This is a genomic window from Chryseobacterium carnipullorum (genome assembly GCF_900142785.1).
In the GTDB taxonomy this organism is placed as follows: Bacteria; Bacteroidota; Bacteroidia; order Flavobacteriales; family Weeksellaceae; genus Chryseobacterium; species Chryseobacterium carnipullorum.
Window position 1 is genome coordinate 261,784 of sequence record NZ_FRCD01000004.1, and the last position, 23,565, is coordinate 285,348.

Annotated in this window: 16 protein-coding genes; 7 read left to right on the forward strand and 9 right to left on the reverse strand. The window is 38.1% G+C overall.

Features of this window, described 5'->3' with window-relative positions:
- Positions 1 to 49: 49 nt before the first annotated feature.
- Positions 50 to 793, forward strand: coding sequence for a hypothetical protein (locus BUC06_RS06625; RefSeq protein ID WP_073331458.1), 744 nt, complete (start codon positions 50 to 52; stop codon positions 791 to 793).
- A gap of 222 nt (positions 794 to 1,015) precedes the next feature.
- On the opposite strand, the gene BUC06_RS06630 is transcribed toward BUC06_RS06625, so the two are convergent.
- Positions 1,016 to 2,395, reverse strand: coding sequence for a hypothetical protein (locus tag BUC06_RS06630; RefSeq protein WP_073331461.1), 1,380 nt, complete (start codon positions 2,393 to 2,395; stop codon positions 1,016 to 1,018).
- 666 nt (positions 2,396 to 3,061) lie between these two features.
- Between BUC06_RS06630 and BUC06_RS06635 the strand changes: the two genes are divergently transcribed.
- Together BUC06_RS06635 and BUC06_RS06640 are read left to right on the forward strand one after the other, a co-directional pair.
- On the forward strand, positions 3,062 to 3,361 hold the full coding sequence (locus BUC06_RS06635; protein ID WP_073331465.1) for a hypothetical protein: 300 nt from the start codon (positions 3,062 to 3,064) through the stop codon (positions 3,359 to 3,361).
- Positions 3,362 to 3,480: 119 nt separating this feature from the next.
- A complete protein-coding gene (locus BUC06_RS06640; protein ID WP_034750924.1) occupies positions 3,481 to 4,296 on the forward strand; it encodes an enoyl-ACP reductase FabI in 816 nt (271 codons plus the stop codon).
- Between the two features lie 81 nt (positions 4,297 to 4,377).
- On the opposite strand, the gene BUC06_RS06645 is transcribed toward BUC06_RS06640, so the two are convergent.
- The 6 genes from BUC06_RS06645 to BUC06_RS06670 all read right to left on the reverse strand — a co-directional run bounded on the left by BUC06_RS06645 (position 4,378) and on the right by BUC06_RS06670 (position 14,682).
- Entirely contained in the window at positions 4,378 to 5,817 is a 1,440-nt protein-coding gene (locus BUC06_RS06645) for a glycoside hydrolase family 30 protein (protein ID WP_073331467.1), read from the reverse strand.
- Positions 5,818 to 5,860: 43 nt separating this feature from the next.
- Positions 5,861 to 6,670 carry a glycoside hydrolase family 16 protein gene (locus BUC06_RS06650; protein WP_073331470.1) on the reverse strand — a complete coding sequence of 270 codons (810 nt, stop codon included), beginning with the start codon at positions 6,668 to 6,670 and terminating at the stop codon, positions 5,861 to 5,863.
- 67 nt (positions 6,671 to 6,737) lie between these two features.
- Positions 6,738 to 8,960, reverse strand: coding sequence for a glycoside hydrolase family 3 N-terminal domain-containing protein (locus tag BUC06_RS06655; RefSeq protein WP_073331473.1), 2,223 nt, complete (start codon positions 8,958 to 8,960; stop codon positions 6,738 to 6,740).
- Positions 8,961 to 8,969: 9 nt separating this feature from the next.
- Positions 8,970 to 10,397 carry a glycoside hydrolase family 30 protein gene (locus BUC06_RS06660; protein ID WP_073331476.1) on the reverse strand — a complete coding sequence of 476 codons (1,428 nt, stop codon included), beginning with the start codon at positions 10,395 to 10,397 and terminating at the stop codon, positions 8,970 to 8,972.
- A gap of 3 nt (positions 10,398 to 10,400) precedes the next feature.
- The gene (locus BUC06_RS06665; RefSeq protein ID WP_073331479.1) at positions 10,401 to 11,840 is read right to left on the reverse strand and encodes a RagB/SusD family nutrient uptake outer membrane protein; all 1,440 of its coding nucleotides are present in this window, start codon (positions 11,838 to 11,840) and stop codon (positions 10,401 to 10,403) included.
- A gap of 10 nt (positions 11,841 to 11,850) precedes the next feature.
- Entirely contained in the window at positions 11,851 to 14,682 is a 2,832-nt protein-coding gene (locus tag BUC06_RS06670; RefSeq protein ID WP_073331483.1) for a SusC/RagA family TonB-linked outer membrane protein, read from the reverse strand.
- Positions 14,683 to 14,857: 175 nt separating this feature from the next.
- Between BUC06_RS06670 and BUC06_RS06675 the strand changes: the two genes are divergently transcribed.
- From BUC06_RS06675 to BUC06_RS06690, 4 genes are all read left to right on the forward strand, one after another.
- Positions 14,858 to 16,045, forward strand: a complete 1,188-nt coding sequence (locus tag BUC06_RS06675; protein WP_073331486.1) for an MFS transporter — start codon at positions 14,858 to 14,860, stop codon at positions 16,043 to 16,045.
- Between the two features lie 23 nt (positions 16,046 to 16,068).
- A complete protein-coding gene (locus BUC06_RS06680; RefSeq protein WP_073331489.1) occupies positions 16,069 to 16,857 on the forward strand; it encodes an NUDIX hydrolase in 789 nt (262 codons plus the stop codon).
- A 128-nt stretch (positions 16,858 to 16,985) separates the two neighbouring features.
- Positions 16,986 to 18,164 carry an acyl-CoA dehydrogenase family protein gene (locus tag BUC06_RS06685; protein WP_073331492.1) on the forward strand — a complete coding sequence of 393 codons (1,179 nt, stop codon included), beginning with the start codon at positions 16,986 to 16,988 and terminating at the stop codon, positions 18,162 to 18,164.
- Between the two features lie 163 nt (positions 18,165 to 18,327).
- Positions 18,328 to 20,274 (forward strand): alpha/beta hydrolase family protein, encoded by a 1,947-nt coding sequence (locus BUC06_RS06690; RefSeq protein ID WP_073331495.1) that lies wholly within the window; start codon positions 18,328 to 18,330, stop codon positions 20,272 to 20,274.
- Positions 20,275 to 20,336: 62 nt separating this feature from the next.
- On the opposite strand, the gene BUC06_RS06695 is transcribed toward BUC06_RS06690, so the two are convergent.
- Positions 20,337 to 23,030, reverse strand: coding sequence for a PD-(D/E)XK nuclease family protein (locus tag BUC06_RS06695; protein ID WP_073331498.1), 2,694 nt, complete (start codon positions 23,028 to 23,030; stop codon positions 20,337 to 20,339).
- Positions 23,027 to 23,563: a DUF922 domain-containing protein gene (locus tag BUC06_RS06700; RefSeq protein WP_073331502.1), complete on the reverse strand. Its 537-nt coding sequence runs from the start codon at positions 23,561 to 23,563 to the stop codon at positions 23,027 to 23,029. The genes BUC06_RS06695 and BUC06_RS06700 overlap by 4 nt, the downstream gene beginning before the upstream one ends.
- Positions 23,564 to 23,565 lie beyond the last annotated feature (2 nt).

The following is a 23,565-nucleotide window of genomic DNA, read 5'->3' on the forward strand; positions in this document are numbered from 1 at the left end:
GATGCTAATATAGATATTGATGTTATTGTTGTACCTAAATAAATTAAATATGGAAAAAATCAAAGTAATTACCCGTTTGACCAATAGAGAAATGTCTGCCCATGACTTTATCAAATATTGCAAAAACATTGTTGTCAACCTAAAAAACATATTCAGTGATCTGAAAATGGTTTCAATATGGGATGACAGCACCAATTCCAAATTTTATTTTGAAAATAACCTCGCTAACTTCAGTGTCCAAAATCTTGATAAAATATTAATATATAACCCGGAAGAGGACGTTTTTCAGAATGATAATGAACAGGATAAAAATTTATATGAAAATTCAAAAAGTTGGATAGGATTTAACACGCTACTCTACCTGAGTAAAGATAAAAGTGAAACAAGTGATCTTTCTATCAACATCACTCAAGGAGCATCTGAAAAAAATAAAACGGCATTAATTAATATTGAATTTTCTGATGAATTTCTTAAAACGCTCACAAAAGATTTTTCTATAAAACTAATAGAATCTTTAGAAAAGTCTGTAGATTTAGTCTACGCCGTCGTTATTTCAAACGAATTCAGAAGAAAAGTTAAGACAAGCGGACAAAATTTATGGATTGGTTACCTGACCTATTTTCAAGATAAAAATATAAAAATTCATCTTCCTGATAGCGTCAATAGTATTAATTATGATAAAGGAATATTAATAGATTTAGGGGAGAAAATTGAAATCTCAGACGAAACCGTAAACAAAGCGGTAACCATAAGAAATATCCTGGGAGATGAAGCACTCAACTACTCTTCTTAAAAAAATTTAAATAGGTAAGATTAAAAGCAGGTCCCATCTTTGACAAGATAGGACCTTAATTTTTATACATTCATTGTTTTCACCTGTCAACTGTAGATATCAAAACGTATCTTATTAATAAAATCTGTGGGAAAATTAAAACGCATCAATGAATCTCAAAGGAAAAATTCATCATGCACATTCATCCATTTCAATGGATTGTGTAAATCTCATATTTTTCTGCTAGAACTCATTAATCATCACATAAAAATGTCCCGAGTACAGGCTTTCCGTATTTCCAGAGATATTGGTAAGATTGATGGTCACACTTGAAGTAGACGTCATCCTTGGATTGGATATCGAAAAAGAAGTATTTCCTGCAAAATCTCCTGCCGGAGAAACCACGATCGCAGCTCTTGCAGAACCAGGCTGCAGATTAGCCGGAATAGCAATCTCCAGGGTTACAGATTTTCCAGCAGCTAAGTTGTTTACAGAAACCGACGGCCATGCTTCAAAGCTGATCTGGTTTTTTTGTACACTCCCCTTTTCACCCAGTTTATATTGTCCGTTGACATCTATTTTTGCTGAAGTATTAGGTATTGCGGTCCCAATTCCCACGTTGGCATTATTATTTCCAATAACAATTGCATTGGCCTGTGAAGTGACAGCTCCGTACCCTACTGCTGTCGAAAACTGGCCCAGAGCATTCGCTCCCGATCCTACTGCCGTTGAATTCTGGTTGTTCGTTACTGTATTATATCCTACGGCTGTTTCACTGTTTGTATTCGTCTTTGCATTATATCCTACGGCTGTGGACTGAAATCCTGATGCTGTTGAGTTTTTCCCTATAGAAGTGGCGTCATTGGTCGTTGTCTTAGCATTATATCCCAATGCCAGAGACTGGAATCCAGAGGCATCTGCATTATTTCCTACAGCTGTGGCTTCATTCACCGTTACTTTCGCATTATAACCTACTGCTGTTGACTGGTATCCTGAAATTTTAGAATTAGCTCCCAGCGCTACTGATTCATTGGCGGTAACCGAAGTATTGGTCCCGATCGCAATTCCCTGATAAGCACTGCTCGAATTCCCTAAAGCAATACCATTCTGTGCCGCATTCGCTGCTGTTCCAAAGCTTATAGAATTATTTACCCCTAATCTTCCTACCGATGTAGAGTTAACTTTAAAAACAAGGTCATCAGACGTGTTGGTTCCCAAAGACAGATTGGTATTCACTCCTCCGGAATTTCCGCTATTGGTGGCTGAACTATTCCAAACCGACATTGGACTTACTCCCCCATTGGTTCCGTTACCACTATTGGATGCAGTAGTAGAAATCATATTCCATTTTGATTTGCTCCAGTAGTAAAAACCCGTTTCTGCTAAAGTTCCCGATCCATTGTTCCAAACAATCAATCCTTCCGCCGGATTTTGAACAGTTATCTGATCTGTGGATGATACTAAGGCAACACTGGGAAGAAGCATTCCTTTATTTTTTGAATTGATTTGTAACATAGCCGATGGATCGGGGTTAGGAGTACCAATCCCAACCTGTGCGTGAATTAAAATAGTAAATCCTGAAAGAAGAAGAATGAGTTGAGCTTTAATTTGTCTTAATAACATGGTATTGTTGATAGTCTATTTTTAGAGGGTGCAAATATACGAATTTTTAACAAAACACCCTATTTTTTTATCATATCCATAAATAAATACACTTAATAGTGATTAAACAAGCCTTTAGTCACTATTAAATGAAACATTTTTCCTCTATTAACTAAATATTAAGTCCCTCCCATAGCGGTATTGCGCGTATTCAAATGAGTAAGTCGTAAGTTACAATTACACTATTTTTAAAAAACATCACTTAAAATTGAATAAAAAATAATTTATAAAGGATCTGGCGAAAAAGGTTTTGACATGATCATTAGCTATTATAAAGGCTAGCAGAGATGAGTAAAATTATGGCAGATGGCATGAATCAAAAAAAAAATTCCATATCTATATGATAAAGCATGTGAACTATTTGTATTGAGCCTTTCAGGACCCTTTTACTTCAAAATAGTTTATTTATAATATCTAATTCCTGAACTGTTTTTACTAATCCTTCTGTACAATTCTTCACTTCCTGATCATCTCTGTCTTATTTCCTGATCATACTATACTTATGTACAATGAAATTGTGATTTAGAAAATTATAACAAAATATTAAGAAAAATTTAACAGTAGGCTTTTATTTTAGGAATGGTTCTTGTTTATTTACTGGTATACAAACAATAAAATATTATTATTATGAACAATTCAGAATACAACAAAGCGGAAGATGCAGTAAACAACACAGAGAATTCTTTAAAGAATGCAGCAGAAAATGCAAAGTGGAAAATAGAAGATCTTGCAGACAAAGCTAAAGATTATATCAATGAAAAAAGAGATAATGATCAGGAGGCAAGTCAGGAAGATTGGTTTGATAAAGTAAAAAACAATGCTTCTGATGCATGGGATGACATTAAAGATAAAGCTAATGATGCATGGGAAAAAACAAAGGATGCAGCAGAAGATGTAAAAGCAGAATGGAATAAGAAAACGAATTAAAATTTCAGTCATATAAATATTTTCAAAAAAAAGGAGCCTTAAATCAATTAGGCTCCTTTTTTATTATGACGCAAACACAAATTATTGCTACATTTGTATTTAATAAACATTAAAAAATTATGTCATACGGTCTACTTAAAGGCAAAAAGGGAATTATTTTTGGAGCCCTTAATGAGCAATCTATCGCGTGGAAAGTTGCAGAAAGATGTCATGAAGAAGGTGCTGAATTTATCTTATCAAACGCTCCTATTGCATTAAGAATGGGAGAACTTAATGGTTTAGCAGAAAAAACAGGTTCTGAGGTGATAGGTGCAGATGCTACTTCTGTGGAAGATCTTGAAAAACTTTTTGATGCCGCTATTGCAAAATATGGTAAAATAGATTTTATCCTTCATTCAATAGGCATGTCCGTAAATGTAAGAAAAGGAAAGCATTATACTGAAATGAATTACGACTGGTTGGAAAAAGGCTGGGATATTTCCGCTGTTTCTTTCCACAAAGTAATGCGTGTTGCATGGGAAAAAGACTGTATGAATGAGTGGGGAAGCATCCTTGCCCTTACTTATATCGCAGCTCAGAGAACGTTCCCGGATTATAATGATATGGCAGACAACAAAGCATATCTGGAGAGCATCACAAGATCTTTCGGAAATTATTGGGGCGCAAGAAAAGTACGTGTCAACACCATCTCTCAATCTCCTACTCCTACTACGGCAGGAAGTGGCGTGAAAGGTTTCGGAGGTTTCTTAGGATATGCCGATGATATGTCTCCGCTAGGAAATGCTACTGCTCTTGACTGTGCCAACTATTGTGTGAGTATGTTCTCTGATCTTACTCAAAAAGTAACGATGCAGAATCTTTTCCATGACGGAGGTTTCAGCAATACAGGGGTATCTCAGAAAGTTGTAGACAAATATGACGCTGAAAGTAAATAATCATTCTGATGTATTGATATCAAATATAAACCGGCGGCCTCTACGAGGCCGCCGGTTCTATAAAAAATAATCAATATGAAGCTATAAAATAACGGTCTGTATAGAATGGGCAGGTGCCGATAGCTTGGCAGACATTCCTTCAATCCACAGATTCGTTTCAATATCATTTTCGGAATCATTCATGATAACCGTCACCAACTGACCATTTTCATTCATGAAAGTAGTGGAGGTAAGAGCTGCTCTGTTAGAAGAACTTCCGATTCTCTGAGCATTGGGCTTAATATATTTTGAAATGTGACCTACATAGTAATATTCGTACGTGTAATGAACTTCTCCTGTTGAGGTATCTGCAATGATAGGGGCAAAACAGAAGTTTCCGACATGGTTGGGGCCTCCGGTTTGATCCAGAAGGACATTCCAGTCTGTCCATAAAGCGGTTCCTTTGTTGAAATCATTAAGCATATTTTTTCCATACAATTCTCCCAGACTTACATCATAAATTCCGGACATCTTGAACTGTTCTTTACATCCTTCTGTAAACGCCAGGAATTTATCAGGAAAAGCTCTTTGTGTTTCTGCTAAATTATCGAAAAGCTGTGTTTTGTTGTTCCACGTTTCATACCAGTGGTACCCGATTCCGTGGGCATATTTCGAAGTTTCAGGATCGCTTAAAGTCGTTGTTGCTCTCTGGTAAATCAGGTCTCTGTTGTGATCCCAGATCATTACTTTTTTGTCTTTATAACCGTTTTTCCAAAGTGTTGGCCCTAAATTATTTTTAAGAAATTCACCTTCTTCTTCCGCAGAATAGATACATGACTCCCAGCTTTGTGTCGCCATCGGCTCATTTTGTACCGTCAATCCCCAGATATTGATTCCTCTTTTTTCGTATTCTTTAATGAATTTAATATAATAATCTGCCCAGGTCTGGTAATACTGATTCTCCAGTCTTCCTCCTTTGTACAGGCTTTTATTGGATTTCATCCATGCTGGTGGACTCCAAGGAGAGAAGTAAAAAGTGAAATCTTTTCCTATCGCTTTCTGAGCCTCTTTGATCATCGGGATCTTATACTTTTCGTCATGGGCAACATTGAAGGTCTTTAAAGCCATATCATTGTCTTCCACATAAGTATAAGAATCACTGGAGAAGTCGCATGAATTCATATTGGTACGGACTACCGTGTAACCCAGTCCGTTTTTTCCGAAGTAAGCCTCCAGAATTTCTTTCTGCTTATTCTTTGGCATTTTATAAAAGGTTTCAGCAGATGCATCCGTGATGGCACCGCCTATTCCAATCAGTTTCTGGTATTTGAAATCCGGATCCACAAATATACAGGCATCTGTTTCTTTAGGCTGACCAAATTTTTCAAATTTAACCACTCCTTTATCCGCCATCTTTTCGTTGGTTTTAGAATTGGTTAAAATGACTTTTGCCGTTTTACCTGCATTCTTCTTCCAGTAGTTCTGTGCATTGATATTTAATAATGCTCCCACTGTAAGACAGCTCACAATTAGTTTTTTCATAATCTTTTTCTTTCTGTTTTTGGACTCACCTGCCCTCGCTTCATTATTTATTTTGATAAACTCTTACATAATCTATATAATACTTCTGTGGAAAAATACGATCATCGATTCCTTCTTTTCCACCCCAGAAACCGCCTACCGCCAGATTTAAAATAAGAAAATACGGTTGATCGAAAGGCCAGGCTTCATAGGTTTTTTCCTTATTTTCGTAGGTAAAGAACTTCTGCCCATCGATAAATACCTCTATTTTTTCCGGAGTCCAGTTTGCTTTATACACATGAAATTTTTCACTCACATCCTTCATCATCAGAGTATCCGTTTTCTGCGTCCCCTGAATATGATTGTATTTTTTGGTATGCACCGAAGCATGAACATACCCCTGATGAAAGCCCACATGTTCCATAATATCCAGTTCACCATCGTCCGGCCATTCTTTCATATTTTCGCTCATCATCCAGATGGCGGGCCATGTTCCCCGGCCTTTGGGAAGTTTTGCCCTCACTTCTACTGTTCCATACTGGAATGAGAATTTTCCTTTGGTTAAAAGCCTTGCGGAAGTATATGCATTCTTTCCCCAGGTTTCTTTTCTGGCTTCAATCACCAGTTTGCCGCCTTCCATTCTGGCATTCTCCAGCCTGTTTTTGGTATAAAACTGATCTTCATTGTTTCCATAGCCGTCTCCTCCTACATCGTAGTTCCATTTTAATGAGTCTGGAAGCCCTTTTCCATTAAATTCATCACTCCATACCAGTTTTTTCCGGGCATCTGTCTTGTTTGAAACACAACTGACAAAGGAAAATACGAATAGTCCTGTTGTACAAAGCTGAATAATATTTCTGAATTTGATTTTCATACATCAGGATTTGCTAAACCTGTACTATTTTTAATAAATTTTGCTAAAACTCTTTTCTGCAGAATTTCTATTTCGTCCAGTTAATTCTTTTCGTTTGTCCATTTTGAGAACTGGTTCCGACCATAATATCGAATTCTCCACTTTCCCAGTCAAAATTCAGTTCATCATCAAAAAACTTCAGATCTTCCGGAGTCAGCTTAAAATCTACTTTTCTGCTTTCTCCTTTTTTAATGAATACCTTCTGGAAACCTTTCAGTTCTTTCACTGGTCTTACTACTTTCCCAAAAAGATCTCTGATATACAACTGTACTACTTCTTCTCCATCATATTTTCCTGTATTGGAAACCGTCACACTAACCGTCAATGTCTGATTTCCTTTAAGGTTCACTGAACTTAAAACCATATCATCATATTTAAAATCTGTATAACTTAATCCGTAACCAAAAGGAAACTTAGGATCATTATCAAGATCAATATACGCTGAAACGTAATTTCTGTCTGTATTGTTTTTTGCAGGTCTTCCGGTATTGTAATGATTGTAATAAACAGGAATCTGACCTTCTGCTCTCGGGAAGCTCATCGGAAGTTTCCCGCCGGGATTCACAGCTCCGAAAAGAACATCAGCAATAGAGTTACCTGCTTCGGTTCCCAGCCACCAGTTATAAGTGATGGCCGGAATATGATCAGCAGCCCAGTTGAAGATTAGAGGTCTTCCGGCATTGATCATTAAAACGATTGGTTTTCCGGTCTTGGCAATTTCTTTAAGCAAGTCTTCCTGAACTCCGGTAAAACCAATGCTGCTTCGGCTTTTTGCTTCTCCGCTCATCGCATGACCTTCCCCTAATGTCATGATCACTACATCTGCCTTTTTTGCCGTTTCCACTGCTTCTGCAAACATAGATTTATCCTGATCATCTACATTACAGCCTTTTGCATATAATAAGGTTGAGTTTTTATCAAGCTGGTTTTTAATGCCGTCAAACGGCGAAACAATTCTTTGGTTGTCATCTTTAAATGCAATAGACCAAAAACCGTGATTTGCCACTGTTTCTTTTCCGAAAGGTCCGATCAAGGCAACGGTCTTCACGGTCTTAGAAAGCGGTAGAATATTTCCCTGGTTTTTAAGAAGAACAATACTTTTGGAACCAAATTCTCTTCCAAACTTTCTATTTTCAGGATTATTGGTCTGCTCTTTCTGTCTCTTTTCATTGCTGAACCTGTAGGGATCATCGAAGAGCCCCATCTCGAATTTTTTGGCTAAAATTCTTCCCGCCGCATCATCTACAAATTTTATATCTACTTTTCCCTCTTTAACCAGTTTTGGAAGCTCCGTCATATAAACGCGGCTTTCCATATCCATGTCACTCCCGCCAAGAATGGCTCTTTCAGCAGCTTCATTGGCATCTTTAGCATAACCGTGAGGAATCATTTCTCCGATGCTTCCCCAGTCTGAAACCACAAAACCTTTATAATTCCACTTTCCTTTTAACAATTCTCGCTGAATGTATTGGTTGGCTGTGGCTGGAATTCCGTTGATATCATTAAAACAATTCATAAATGTCGCTACTCCGGCATTTGCTGCTGCTTTGAATGGCGGTAAATAGATTTCATGAAGTTGTCTTAAACTCATATCGACAGCGTTGTAATCTCTTCCGCCGACTGCCGCACCGTACGCAGCAAAATGTTTGGCACAAGCCATTACCGCATCAAGACTTCCTAAACCTCTTCCCTGAAATCCTTTGATTCTTGCCAAACCAATCTGTGTTCCCAGGTACGTATCTTCCCCTGAACCTTCCATCACTCTTCCCCATCTCGGATCCCTGGCAATATCTACCATAGGCGCAAAAGTCCAGTGAATCCCATAAGCCGCAGCTTCAGTAGCCGCAATTCTTTCTGACTTTTCTATCATCCCAAGATCCCAGCTTGCCGCCTGACCTAAGTTGACAGGAAAAGTTGTACGATAACCGTGAATAACATCCTGCCCGAACAGCAAAGGTATTTTTAACCTTGATTGCTGGGCTAACTTCTGAAAAGATCTCGTTTCTTCTGCTCCCGCCACATTCAGCATAGAGCCTACTTTGCCTTTCTTTATTTCTTCCAAAACTGCTGCGGAATTAGACTGCTGAGGTCCTGTGGCATATTCAAATCCGCTGTATTGGACCATTTGCCCTACCTTTTCTTCCAGGGTCATTTTAGACAGCAGTTCTGCTACCTTCTGATCAACCGTTTTCTGCCCGTAAGCATTCATTCCCAATGCTGAAAATGCCAGTAAGAAATAAACTCTTTTCATGATATTAAATTAAAAAACATAAGTCGCTGCCGAATTTCCTGAAAGGATAACGGGAGCAGTCTTTCCGTTATATTTGATATTAAAACTTTCATCCGTACTGTTTCCGTTCTGGATAATCAATACTGTTTTTCCGGCCGGAGTTTTAAATGCCGCCGTAGAAAGTGTTTCTGTCTGTGTGGAAGCAATACGCTGAGAACCTGCAGGAACAAATTTGGAAGCGTGCGCAATGATGTAATAGGAAACGTTTCTGGTGAAATTTTCACTGTCAGAAACTGTTATGGCTCCTTTACATTCCGTACATCCTCCGTCTGTGTGAGGTTGATACTGAGGATCATTCGCTACATTCCATTCCAAAGCGATACGGCTCCAGTTTCTCATTGAACCGATCACTACGTTTTTGACGTGCCAGTTCAGATCTTCGTTAAAAGTCCCTTTCGATCCCGTCCACTGCTCTGTAAAATACAAATTTTTATCGGGAAACGCGTTGTGCACCGTGCTTAAAGCGGAAATATCACCTTCATATAAATGGAAGGCTGAACCGTCTATATATTGATAGGCTTCCGGATCTTTCAGAATATCAAGGGCATATTCCGGTTTATTACAATTGTGATCGTAGACTACAATTTTTGTTTTGATATTATGGGATTTAAAAACAGGACCTAAGTGACCTTTGATAAAATCTCTCTGCTGATCAGAGGGCATAAAAAGGCTAGGATTATTTCCCGGATGAAGCGGTTCGTTTTGGGGTGTTACGGCATCAATGGTAATTCCCTCTTTTTTCATTCCAAGAATATATTTTGCAAAATAATCTGCATAAACTCTGTAAAAATCACGTTTGAGGCTTCCTCCTTTTGATTTTCCATTGTCTTTCATCCAAACCGGAGGTGACCACGGCGCTGCGATGATTTTTATTTTGGGGTTAATCGCCAGAATCTCTTTCAGCATCGCGATCAGATCTTTATCATTAGCCAGGCTGAATTTTGAAAGTGAAGGATCTGTCTGTCCTTCCGGAAGATCATCATAAGAGAAAACCCTTCCGTCCAGATCAGAAGCCCCGATGCTTAACCGCAGATAACTAATTGAAATAGAATTTTTATCATTCCCGAAAAGTTCATGAAGCAAAGCTTTTCTTTTTGAGGGAGAAAGACGGTTGATTACTTCAACACTTCCTCCTGTTAATGTATATCCAAAACCGTCAACATATTGAAACTTTTGAGTATCATCAATTTCAATATTCTGCCAGTTGTTGGCATTTTTCACAAATCTGACCGGAGTCTGCTGCTTTAATTTAATACTTTCATCGCCCATTGTAAGCCATGACTGAACTTCACTTTCTTTACCTGATCCAACGGATGCACAGGATAAAGGAAAAAGTACCACGCCGCAAAGCAGCGCGGTACCTTTAAAAAAGAAACTATATAAGTTGTGAAACTTCATATTTTAATAACCTGGGTTTTGGGTTAAATTCTGATTGTTATCTCTCTGTCCTTGCGGAATAGGCCAAAGCAGCCTGTTTTGATTGATGCTTGCGGCATACGGAAGTATATTTCCGTTTCCATCTCTCTGCTGGGAAAGAATAGCAACCGCTGTTCCTGTTCTTTTCAGGTCAAACCATCGCTGTCCTTCAAAAGCCAGTTCAAGTTTTCTTTCCGCCATTACTTTAGCAATTCCGTCCGTTTCAGAAGTTACCGCTACAGAAGACAAACCTGCTCTGGTTCTTACCTGATTGATGTATCCTGCTGCTGCCGTAAAATCTGCCGTTCTTACAGCTGCCTCTGCCTTTAACAGAAGAATATCTGCATACCTCATGATGTAGAAATTCTGTGTCCCATCCATCTTCCTCATTTTGTACATGAAAGGATAGCTGGTGCTTGGCCAGTATTTATCTGACCATGCTACCGGAGAAAATTTAATCGAGCTATTCATCCTTTGAGTATCTCCTGCATCTGAAAAAGTTTTAACCAGATCGTTGGAAGGAATGTTGAATTTTTTCCAGTCGGTTCCTAAGAACATGGAAGAACCCCAGGCCCATACACTCCCAGCATTCCCGTTGGCTTCGAAAATAGATTCTGAATTTCCTTCATGCAGACCGTCAAAAAGCTGATCATAGACCGGAAGTAGGTTTACCCCTGAAATATTGGATGCATACTGTTTTACTTTTGCCCAGTCCGGATTTGGTTTAGATGCATTAGCTTTGGCCAACAATCCGTAAGCAAGGTTTTTATTGGCTCTGTATTTTTCACTTCCTGCCGGAGCATTGGCAAGGGCACCTTCAAGATCTGCAATAATCATATCATAGGCTTCCTGAACTGTTTTTCTTGCCGGATAAACCTGGCTGTACACTTCATCAAAATTGCCGGAATTCACTCCTATTACAGCTTTTGTCACCAAAGGAATATCTCCCCATAGCTGTACGGCATGGAAATAATATAATGCTCTCATTATCGCAGCTTCGGATTTCATTTCGGTTTTTCTTGCCGTTGTGAGTGCCGGATCATTGATTTGATCTACATAATTCAGGATCATATTACAATCATTGATAAAACCGTATAAGTATTTCCAGTCTCTTTCTACGTTGGAATTGGTCGCAATGATGCGGTATTCATCCTGTTGAAAGCTTTGTACGTTATCCGCTCCCGCGTAAGCATTATCGGTCTGTGCATCACCATTCATTGCATAATCAAGCTGCCAGTATTCATTACCAAATGCTGAATAAATAGTATTCATCCTGTTTTCTGCATCTCCGGCTGTTTTCAAAGGATTATCAATTGAAATCCCCTGCTCTGTTATTGGCTCTGTATCAAGAAAGTCATTACATGAAACGGCTGTCACAAGAACTGACGCTCCGAATAGATAATATATTGCTTTATTAATTTTCATTGTAAATAATTTAGAAATTAGCTTTTAATCCTATAATAAAGGTTCTTACCTGTGGATAAGTTCCGTAATCTATCCCAAAAGCGGATTTCTCTGCTCCTGTCGTATTTCTGTTGGGACTGAAGGCATTCACTTCGGGATCCATCCCTGAATAATCTGTAATGGTGAAAATATTCTGTCCGGTTACATAAATATTAAGCTTATTTACTCCTTTAAAAGGTTGATTAAAATTATACCCTAAAGTCACAGCTTTTAACTTTACATATGAACCGTCTTCCACAAATCTGTCAGAAATTGCCTGTGCAGAAGTAGAATTCGCTCTCGGCACATCTGTGATTTGTCCAACGGTTGTCCAACGATTCAATACTGCGGTTGACTGATTTTTATAATCATTCATCATTTCCAAGTCAAATCTTGTTGCATTGAAAACATCATTTCCTACAGATCCGGTGATTAACATATCGAGATACCAGTTTTTGAATGTAAAATTATTGCTGAAACCGAATGTATATTTTGGATTTGGGTTTCCAATAGTCGTCCTGTCATCTACATCTAAATATCCGTTACCATTTAAATCTTTATAAATCAGATCTCCCGTATTAGGGTCTACTTTGTCTACTTTATATCCATAAAATGCACTTATGGACTGCCCTGGCTGTAAACGGATAATTTGACCATATCCGTCTATATTCGCAACTGGTAGTGATTTAAGATACTGAGAGCTAAGTTCGGTAATTTTATTTTCAGCAAATGAAATATTAAATGAACTGTTCCATGTGAAATTTTCTTTTTTAATATTGACTGTATTTAAAGAAAATTCAAGACCTTTATTTTCCATACTTCCAAAGTTTCTGTAGATGGGAGCAGTAGTGGAACCGAGGGTAAACGGAAACACAAGATCTTTTGTGGTTCTTTTGTATGCATCAACTGCTAACCTGATCCGGTTACTGAAAAAACCAAAATCAACACCTACGTTAGCATCAGTTGTGGTTTCCCAGGTGAGATCACTGCTGTCATACTGCTTAACGCTGTACACGGCATCTCCATTGGTAAAGTACGGATCAAATATATTAAAATGCGAATATGCCGGTACTCCGGAAACATTTCCAGTCTGTCCCCATCCTCCTCTAAGCTTTAGTTCGCTGATGATTTTACTGTCTGCGAGGAAATCTTCTTTAGATACCAGCCATGAAGCGGATACTCCAGGGAAGAACCCCCATTTCCTTTCCGGAGCTAAACCGGAAAAGCCATTGTACCTGAAAACTCCCATTAAAGTATATTTCCCATCATAAGTGTACAATGCACGCCCAAAAAAGGAAGCATTTCTTAAAACTTCTTTATGATTATCATATCCTTTCGTTTCTGCAAGATCATAATTAAACAATGTTGTTCCTTCAACAAATTTCTCACCCGCAAAGTAACGGTTTTCAAAACTTTTCTGATTGATCTGAACACCCCCTAATAATGACAAGTCATGAGCTGACTTTTTTAAAGTATAAGTCAACGTGTTTTCAAAATTATATTCCTGAGACAGATAATATTCTTCAGAACCTATCCCCATTTTTGATCTCCCGTAACTGGTTTGATATCCATCTGTAAATTTAATATTTCTGGAATCTGTCATATCGAATGATATACTAGGTTTCCAGACAAGGTTTTTTAAAAGCTTTACATCCAAGCCCAGATTGCTCAAAAACCGCTGGGTTTGTGTTTTATCTTTTCTGGATTGATAAGCTACCGGATTTTCCCATGACGACTGATAAGGATTGGGAGCAAACTGTCCAGGTTTATACCCGTCATTAATCTGTCCCGTAGTCTGATTATAAACAATTGGATCTGAAGGATCAAGATTGACTTGTGTTCCGTACACCGGTAAAAATCTAGGGGTATTGAAAGCACTTAGAACGACTCCACCTCTTGCAGTACTCAAATTATCATTCGTATTAGTTAATGAGGTAAAGAAGTAATTGACTGAAGAGTTAAGCTTCAACCACGGAGCAAGTACGGCATCCAAATTAACTTTGGCTGAAGTACGCTGAAATTTCGAAGGACTGATGATTCCCGCAATATCCTGATACCCCAAAGCTGTGTACGCTTTTACTTTTTCATTTCCAAAAGCATAGTTTACATTATAATTCTGATCAAATCCTGTCTGGAAAACTTCTTTCCCCCAATCTGTATTGATCCTCTTGTATCTGGCATCATTAACAGTGGAAAGATAATCAGATCCACCATTAGCCTTTATATCAGCCAGCAATGATTTGTATTGGTCCAGATTAAGAACATCTATATTTTTTATGGCTTTGGAAACACCCCAGTAAGCGTTAAAATTAAGCTGTGGTTTTCCCTGCTTTCCCCTTTTAGTGGTAATAATAACAACCCCAGAAGAGCCATTAACTCCGTAGATAGCTGTGGAAGAGGCGTCTTTAAGAACGGTCATGTCCAGAATATCATCTGTATTGATTCCGGTGATATCATTGGTCTGAATACCATCCACTACATAGAGTGGGCTTACTGATGAAGAAATTGAGTTATTTCCTCTGATTTTAACATCAAGTCCTGCTCCTGGTTTTCCTGAAGCCTGAATAACATTCACCCCCGCTGCCTGGCCCTGAAGTGCCTGTCCTACATTATACAAAGGGCGATCATCAAAAGCATCAGATTTTACCGATGAGACTGCACTTGTTAAATTCTGCTTTTTTACACCTCCGTAACCGATCATGACGATCTCATCAATCTTATTTTCTTTCGGAACGGAATCTTTCACCTTGGTCTGCGCACTGAAATTCGCTGTAAAATACAGCACAGCAACCACCCCGAGGCTTCTTGATATTCTTAGATTCATATACAGTTAGTTTTTAATTCTCAAATTGAGACAATAAAAATATATTTTTTTTTAATTAATTAACATTGTATTCATAATTATTTTAATTTTTCGTTTATTTTTGGGAGTTCAAAGGCATACATCCGCTTCATAATTCATAAAATTATCCTAAAAAACGAATAAAAAAATCCCCAAAATGACAGCCAAGCTTTCCCGAATCTCTCTTCCCTTAAAACTGACCTTTCTTATTTTCTCTATGGTCCTGAACTGCATGGGCATTGTGATTCTTCAACTTTCGGAAGCAAAAATCACCTACGAAAAGTTAGGCTTTCTGGAATCATTCAAAGATCTTCCCATTGCATTTATTTCACTTTTTGCAGTAAATTTCATCAGTAAAACAGGGACTAAAAGCGCCCTTATTTCTGCTCTTGTTATCGTTGGAATCTGCTCTTGTCTGCTTCCTTTTGTAGAAGATTTTTGGTTTTATAAGGTTTGGTTTGCGATTATAGGCACCTGTTTCGCCGTTGGAAAAATCTGTGTCTTCGGAATTATCCGGAATAATATTTCGGATGAAAAGTCTCTGGCCAAAATGATGAACAGTGTGGAAGCTACATTTATGGCGGGAATTTTTGTAGTCAATACAGGTTTTGGCTGGCTGATTTCGAGTCGCTATTCTGAATTCTGGAAATTTGGATTCCTTTCTATAGCAGTGCTTTGCGCAGTGACGATATTTTTATTTTCAAGATTAACTATTTCAGAAGCTAAAAAAACAGAGAATAAGAGTCTCATTTCTGAACTTTCGGTATTTGCAAAGCCGGCAACAATTGCATTTCTTTCGGTAGTTTTCTTTATTGTGTTTGTAGAGCAGGGGTTCAATTCATGGCTTCCCTCCTTTTATAAAAACCATCTGAACGTCAATTCATTCTTTGCTTTGCAGGCCACTTCTTTCCTTGCTCTTTTTTCGTATGCAGGTAGAACAGTCACCGCTAATATTATCCAGAGATTCTCATTATCAAGATATTATGTTTTGTGTGTTTCTTTAATTATAGCCGTGCTTCTGGCTATCTTGGGAATCCAGTATTTTGATTCTGTCAATTCAAGTATCATTTTGTTTTTATTTCCTGTCATTGGTCTTTTTCTGTCACCCCTCTACCCTGTTATCAATTCAAAAATGATTGCAAAAGTTGACAAAGAGAAAATCAACCTTTTTACTTCCCTGATTGTGATTTTTTCATCACTGGGCAGCTCTGTCAGTTCTATTATTATGTCTGTCCTGTTCGGAAAACAGCTGTTAAACTATTATCCGCTGTATATATTACTTGCTGTCTCTGTGCTTTTTACGGTGAGTTTAATATATTTTAGGTTCGCAGGAAAGAAATTATAGAAAATAATTTTATTTTTACTCCCATGAAAATCAAAGACACAAAAAATAAAGAAACCCTTCAGGAACTTATTGATACAAAAGATTTTGTAGCACACGTATCTGTTGACTGCACGATATTTGGTTTTCACAATAATATTTTGAAGGTTTTGCTTTTAAAGTATCACGATCTGGATCTGTGGTCGCTTCCGGGAGGTTTTGTTTTCAATGATGAAGATCTTCGCGAAGCTGCTGCGAGAGTGTTGTATGAAAGAACCCATCTTCAGGATCTTTTCTTAAAACAGTTCCATACGTTTGGGAGAATAGACCGTACAGAGAATAACGTCCATCAGATTCTTCTCAATAATAAAGGAATTGAGGTTCCTAAAGACCACTGGATTTTCCAGCGGTTTATTACGGTAGGCTACTGCAGCCTTATCGACTTCTCTATTGCCAATACTTTTCCGGATGCTTTCAACGAAAGTTGTGAATGGTTTGAGGTAGATAATCTTCCGAAAATGGCTTTTGATCATGACAGAGTCATAGAAACAGGGCTGGAATATCTTCGTATGAATATCAATACAGAGGTGGCAGCCAGCAATCTTCTTCCTGAGAAGTTCACCATGAAAGATCTTCAGTCTCTGTATGAAACTATTCTGGGTCAGAAATTCAGAAGAAATAATTTTCAGCGCAAGATATTAAGTTTAAACATACTGGACAGGTTAGAGAAATTGTATGACGGATCTGCCAACAAGGCTCCTTATCTGTATAAGTTCAAAAGCAAGGTACACAATGCTGCGAATCAGTATCCTATCTCCAATGATGAGGAATCTTAGGAAGCAATATTTTTGCTGAAACACTTATGATACAGTTTTATCTTGTTGAAAATCAAAGACAATAAAGATTTTCAAAAAAATTTTTCAAACCACACGAAAAGTCTTACTTTTAGGCAAATCAAAAAATCATGTCATATTATCCTCTTACAAGCATTCCAGACTACTACGGAATTGATGCTTTACTTACTGAAGAACACAAACTGATCCGTCAATCGGTAAGAGATTGGGTGGAGAGTTTTGTAATGCCGCAAATTGACCAGGCCGCGCAAAATCATACTGATATTCCGGGCTTAATGAAAGAATTGGGGAAAATCGGGGCTTTAGGTCCATATATTCCTGTTGAATACGGTGGTTCAGGGTTAGATCAGATTTCTTACGGTCTGATTATGCAGGAACTGGAAAGAGGTGATTCTGCAGTACGTTCTGCTGCTTCAGTACAGAGCTCGCTGGTAATGTTCCCTATCAATGAATTTGGTTCTGAGGAGCAAAAGAAAAAGTATCTTCCTCAGCTTGCTGCAGGAGAAATGATCGGTTCATTTGGATTAACGGAGCCTAACCACGGTTCTGATCCAAGTTCAATGGAAACGTATTTCAAAGATATGGGTGACCACTATCTTCTGAACGGCGCCAAAATGTGGATCACCAATTCTCCGGTATGCGACATTGCGGTAGTGTGGGCAAAAAATGAAGAAGGAAAAGTACAGGGACTGATCGTTGAAAGAGGAATGGAAGGTTTTACTACCCCTGAAACGCATAATAAATGGAGCTTAAGAGCATCGAAAACCGGAGAACTGGTATTCAATGATGTAAAAGTTCCTAAAGAAAACTTACTTCCGGGAGTAACCGGGTTGAAAGGACCTTTATCTTGTCTGAATTCTGCAAGATATGGAATCTCATGGGGTGTCATTGGCGCCGCGATTGACTGTTACTGTACAGCGGTTCAGTATTCTAAGGAAAGAAGACAGTTTGGAAAACCAATCGGTTCTTTCCAGCTTCAGCAGAAAAAACTGGCAGAATTCTTAACAGAGATCACAAAAGCACAATTGTTATGTCTTCAGTTGGGAAATCTTAAAAATGACCACAAAGCAAGTCCTGCACAAATTTCTATGGCTAAGCGTAACAACGTAAAAATGGCTATCGATATCGCAAGAGAATCCAGACAAATTCTGGGTGGTATGGGAATCATGGGAGAATTCCCGATGATGAGACACGCCGCCAACCTTGAATCCGTGATCACTTACGAAGGAACACATGACGTACACTTATTGATTACCGGTTTAGATATTACAGGAATCAACGCTTTCTAATTAAAAGCCCAAAATATACAGAACAGGAGTCCGGCCGAATGGCCGGACTCCTTCTTTTACTCACTTTCCGGGGAACTTATATTCAATGAATAATTATTGATCCATTAATATTATTATAGTTTTATTAAAAACATCTACTTTAATATCACTAAAAAATATTGATATGAAAAAAATCTCGATGCTTTTATTTGGTTTAACAGCACCGTTCTTTTTAGCCCAACAGGCAGGAGATCTTGTAAACGTTGAACAGAAACTGGATTTAACCCCACAGGGCGTTGCTAATTTCATAGCTAACAGTCTCGGGGAGCAGAACGCTCCGGACTTCGTTAGTTATCTCAATGGGTTCAATGTAGGTCTTAAAGGATACAAAATTACTTACTATACTAAGAATGAAAAAAATGTTTTGGTAAAAGCAACAGGACTCCTGATGTACCCTAACGTGAATTTTAAGCTCTCTACAGTCGTATCTGATCACGGAACTACAGACAGCAGGGATAATGTCCCTTCTAACTTTAAAGGAGCTTTAACAGCCGGATTTGTCGTCGAACTTTCTTATGTACTCAATGGCTATATTCTGATGGCTCCTGATTATGTAGGAATGGGGACTGGAGATGGAGTTCATCCCTATGTAGATTACGCTACTGAAGCCGGAGCAACAATAGATTTCGTCACAGCTGCCAATAAGGTTCTTGCCCAACAAGGAATAAAACGGTACGATGAATACTTTCTGGCAGGCTATTCTCAAGGCGCGCACGCGGCCATGTCCACTTTAAAAATGCTGAATGTTTCCAATCCCGCCAATTTGAAATTCAAGTATGCTTATATGGGAGACGGACCTTATGATTTTTCAGGGGTTACTTTAAACAAAGGCGTTTTGGAAAAAGATTTCTATCCGTTCACCTCTTTCCTTGCCAATGTACTCCATACCTGTAACAATACAGGCTATAAAACCTATAACACAAGCATTTCAGAGGTCATTTCACCGGAATATCTTGATAAATACAATTACCACGTCGTTCAGGATAACGGAGGTCTTCTTTGGGGTCCGGTGATCTGGCGGAATCTTTTCACCCAGAGTTTCGTCAACGATGTCACCAATAATCCGAACAATAATCTCAGACGATGCATGAAACCAAAGGATGTTTATGACTGGTACAACAAAACGCCTATGACATTGGGACATTCTACGGTAGACTTAGCTATTCCACCGGAAAACACCTCTAAAACAATTGATGTACAGCGTGGCTATTACGCCTGGTGGAATCTGAACAAATATAAACTGGATTCTTTTTACTGGGGACCTTTAGGCCATGTGGGAGGCATTGTTCCTTTTACTCTGGCATCCAATGCGAAATTCAATACCCTTAGAAGCGGTGGTCTTTTGAATCAATGGGCTATATTGTCTTCAAAACAACAGGAAAATAAGCCGGCAGAAACTGTTTCACTCTATTCTTCCCAGCTGAAACCGGATCTTGGAAATATGCAGCTGGTTGGAATTACAGATTTCAATCAGGAGAAAGCAGCTAATAAATCAGGGACAGAAAGCAGTCTATCGACATTAAAAGATGGTGTTTATCTTTTAAAAGTACAGGAAAATAATAATCAGAAATTAATTCCTTATGTTAAGAACACCCCGATAGAAGTTCCTGAAAATGAGATCATACAATCCGAAAATAACGGGATTTTAAAACTGAAACTTCCTCAGGAAGAATTGATCGCTGTCAATATTTTTGATGCCAATAAAAATTTGCTTAAAACAGTTTCTCAGGAACAGTATGCAGCTCATGGAGGAATCGAGACAAAAGACATTGACAATCAAAACAATACCTTTGAAATCGTAACTCAATATTACAATCTACAGTTTAAAAAATCACAAGACGACCGATCATTAGCCAATAAAAATGAGATATTCACTAAAAATCGTCAGATTGTAGCCAGAACAGATCATGGTATTAAAAACATCAGCATTTACAGTATTTCCGGAGCATTGATCCTTCAGCAGGAAGTTAATCAACCTGAATTTGAATCTAATAGTCTGGAATCAGGAATTTATATCGTTCAGATGATGGATACTGACGGAAAAACAGTCAACAAAAAAGTAAAACTATAATACGATAACACTAGTATATTCTTCATTTCAAATTGAGTGCATCCCAGCAATGGGGTGCATTTTTAATTGGAATACGATTTAATATTCTCAATAAAGCTAAGATCGGGATTCAGGATTTCAAGGATAAGATTTTTTACAGACATCATCGCATCATCAATAGTTCCTTTATCAAACTGAAGCGAAACCACTCCCTTTTTAGCCTCTGCAAAACTCCATATTCCTGTTTCAATGGGAAGTCCCCAGAACTCGGGAAGATTCTGTACCACATAATGGTAAATACACAACTGAAGCGCCTGCTTTCTTTCACTGTTATGAAAATAATCCGTCACGTTGTTCTCATCAATTTTTACCGTAAGATTTTTAATTTTTGCCGTTTTATAATCAATGATTCTTAAAGTCCCGTTCAGGCGGTCTATCCTGTCAATAAATCCTAAAAACGAAATTTTGTCATTCCCATCGAGATAAAAGTCTACATTTTCAAATCTCTTCTCTATGTCTAAAACCTCAAGTGTATTGCCACTTCTCACCAATTCAAGATCATGCCTCAACACATTTTCAATTACTTTTTTAGCAATCGCTCTGTGGATGAAATTCATTCCTTTTTCATAGAACTCAGGCTGATGCTTTAGCTTTTCGATAGCTACATTAATATATTGATCTATATCTTTAATTGAATTCTGTAAATCCTTTTCCTTTAAAATTTTACCTTTAAGTATCTCATATACTTCTTGAAGTGAATAATGAACTAAATTTCCGTAGTTTTTCACCGACAATTCTTCTTCTATTTCATCCGTTTCAGAGGTTTTTAATATCTTGGAAAGATAAAAATCGATCGGGTTATAAAGGTAGCTGGTAAGGTGTGAAGCGGATACTTTCTCTTTCCATTTCTGAAGCCTTTCCATGACAATTTCCGTCTTCGGTATTTCTATCGGCATTGAAGCGATCGGCTCGGAAGAATTTTCAATAATGAGGTGTTCAATCGGATGTGAGCTCTCCATTTCGATCTGAGTAATGAAACGGCTCTTTTCTCCGGTATTCACTCCTGAACTGAGTGCATTGTACAGCAGATGAACATTCTGAGAATCCTGAATCAGCCTGTAAAAGTGATAGGCATAAATACTATCATTTTCCAGAAACGTATGCAGATCAAAATACCTTCGGATATCAAATGGGATATAGGTATTCTGTGAATTTCCCAAAGGCAGTTTCCCTTCATTCACAGACAGCATAATAACATTTTCAAAATTCAAAAGACGGGTTTCCAGAAGTCCCATGATCTGAAGACCTCGGAGGGGTTCTCCCTGAAAATCAATACTTTCAGAATTGACATGCTGATTGATCAGGATTTCCAGGGTTTCCATTTTAATTTCAAAGTGATAAGGACTCAGCTGGTTTTTAATAATCCTGAATGCATTCTCAAAGTGAGAAACATTTTCGTACTGGATATCGTCTATTTTAAGCCATTTGATATCACGACAGAAGCTGATCAGCATATCCAGATACACACCCGTGTGGTCAGCTTTTTTAAGAAGATTATAATAGGAAAGCCCGCTCAGAAGTTCTTCTAAAAGCTTTCTTGAGATATAAACAATATTCCTTTCTTCTATTTTTGTCCTGAAATTACTGATAATCAATTCATCCTCAGCTGATTTCGGAAGCTCTTCAAGGATCGGAAAAATATCTCGGTAGTAATAAGAAGATTTGTTTTTCTCCAGCTGCTTCTGAAGATAGAAAAGCTGTTTTACGGCATTGGAAAAAGAAAGATTTTTCAGAGGGAAACCCATGGTAATATTCAGGTTATCAACACCGTACATTACATCCAAACTGGCAGGAAGAAGATTTTCATCCAGTAATACTACCGCCGTATTGGAATAGGTTTTATTTTCAATTTCCTTAAAAATTTCGGGCAACACTTTAGTCTGCGTCACATTTCCCGAAACTTCGTATACTTTTATATTTTTTGGCTGGTTAAAATCGTCTTCTATCCAATGAAAAGCCCTTGTATCGTCAAATTCTTTCCATGTTTTATGATTTCTGAGGAATTTTCCTGCTTCCTGTCTTTCGTCATCAAAATAATAGCGGTCTGCCTGAAAGAAGCACTGCGCCTTATTCCACTGTAGCAGGCTTCTAACCAGCTTTTCTTCCACAGGCGTAAAGGCATTGAAGCCACAAAAGACAAAATGTTCTGAAGTATTTTTGGCAAAATCTACAATCTTTGCTTTAGCAGTTTCGTGGATCATTCCGGAAGTTGCCCAGTTTTTCTCCTGTAATTTCTTCTTTAAAACGGGAAGAAAAATATTCATGTTCTGCCAGAAGTTCAGGAATTTTTTCCTGGGAACATCATCATCTTCTCCCAAATCCTGAGCCCATTCCTTGATACGTTCTTCATCAAACATATATTGCAGCACCGCTTCATCACTATCAGAGAATTTCAGGATATCATCCCAGTCCTTCTGAAGGGTCGGAAACCACTTTAAAAAGTCGGCAAAATCATCCTTCGGGATAAGACCCAGGTTACGGTAGACATCATAGGCAAAAAGCCATAAAGAGATCCCCTGAACCGGCTGTTTATCTGCAATCCTGTCAATCAGTTCTTCTACGGTAAAAAAATTGGGAAGAAATCCTGAATAATTATTCTCTTCCAGAATCTGCCTGATGAATACGATGGGACGCTTTCCGGGCAGAACAATATTAAAGTCCGAGAGGTCCGGATTTTGAGCGAGGAGCTCGTGGATGATCTTATTGAGGAATTTCAAGAGGTTTTGTAACTTTTTAAGTGGTCTATTTCTTCAGTGATGAGGGCATTGTATTCTGCCTGCTTTTCTTTATTCATCCCATGTTCTGTAATTTTGTCATAGGACATCTGAAAGTTTTTATAATCTTTTGTGATTGTACTGTAAATTGCTTTAAAATTTTTATCGTAATCACCGGAGGTTTTGATCTTCTCTTCTACTTCTTTTCTGAATTTTCTGGCAAATAGCTCCGCGATATCGAAATGTTTTTGCTCGTGCAGCAGAATATAATCGTTGATTCTTTTCGTATCTTTCCACGATTTGTCTTCGTTAAAAATAGTGGTGATTACAATTTTAACCGGAGACTTCGGATTACTGGATTTTACTACAGAGTATTCCCAGCCGCAATGGGTATAGGCGACCACATCGGGATTACCTTTCCGGTTGACCGGGCTTTTAAAATTATCCCAGACAAGCTTCCGGTCTTCCTGCCAGATGATCTTCTGTCCAGATAAGACATTCAATGCAAGCAGACAGAAAAGTGAAATCAGTTTCATTA

Bases quoted from the DNA above. Each gene is read 5' to 3' on its own strand.
- BUC06_RS06625 (WP_073331458.1), top strand. From the start codon at position 50: ATGGAAAAAATCAAAGTAATTACCCGTTTGACCAATAGAGAAATGTCT.
- BUC06_RS06630 (WP_073331461.1), bottom strand. From the start codon at position 2,395: ATGTTATTAAGACAAATTAAAGCTCAACTCATTCTTCTTCTTTCAGGA.
- BUC06_RS06635 (WP_073331465.1), top strand. From the start codon at position 3,062: ATGAACAATTCAGAATACAACAAAGCGGAAGATGCAGTAAACAACACA.
- BUC06_RS06640 (WP_034750924.1), top strand. From the start codon at position 3,481: ATGTCATACGGTCTACTTAAAGGCAAAAAGGGAATTATTTTTGGAGCC.
- BUC06_RS06645 (WP_073331467.1), bottom strand. From the start codon at position 5,817: ATGAAAAAACTAATTGTGAGCTGTCTTACAGTGGGAGCATTATTAAAT.
- BUC06_RS06650 (WP_073331470.1), bottom strand. From the start codon at position 6,670: ATGAAAATCAAATTCAGAAATATTATTCAGCTTTGTACAACAGGACTA.
- BUC06_RS06655 (WP_073331473.1), bottom strand. From the start codon at position 8,960: ATGAAAAGAGTTTATTTCTTACTGGCATTTTCAGCATTGGGAATGAAT.
- BUC06_RS06660 (WP_073331476.1), bottom strand. From the start codon at position 10,397: ATGAAGTTTCACAACTTATATAGTTTCTTTTTTAAAGGTACCGCGCTG.
- BUC06_RS06665 (WP_073331479.1), bottom strand. From the start codon at position 11,840: ATGAAAATTAATAAAGCAATATATTATCTATTCGGAGCGTCAGTTCTT.
- BUC06_RS06670 (WP_073331483.1), bottom strand. From the start codon at position 14,682: ATGAATCTAAGAATATCAAGAAGCCTCGGGGTGGTTGCTGTGCTGTAT.
- BUC06_RS06675 (WP_073331486.1), top strand. From the start codon at position 14,858: ATGACAGCCAAGCTTTCCCGAATCTCTCTTCCCTTAAAACTGACCTTT.
- BUC06_RS06680 (WP_073331489.1), top strand. From the start codon at position 16,069: ATGAAAATCAAAGACACAAAAAATAAAGAAACCCTTCAGGAACTTATT.
- BUC06_RS06685 (WP_073331492.1), top strand. From the start codon at position 16,986: ATGTCATATTATCCTCTTACAAGCATTCCAGACTACTACGGAATTGAT.
- BUC06_RS06690 (WP_073331495.1), top strand. From the start codon at position 18,328: ATGAAAAAAATCTCGATGCTTTTATTTGGTTTAACAGCACCGTTCTTT.
- BUC06_RS06700 (WP_073331502.1), bottom strand. From the start codon at position 23,563: ATGAAACTGATTTCACTTTTCTGTCTGCTTGCATTGAATGTCTTATCT.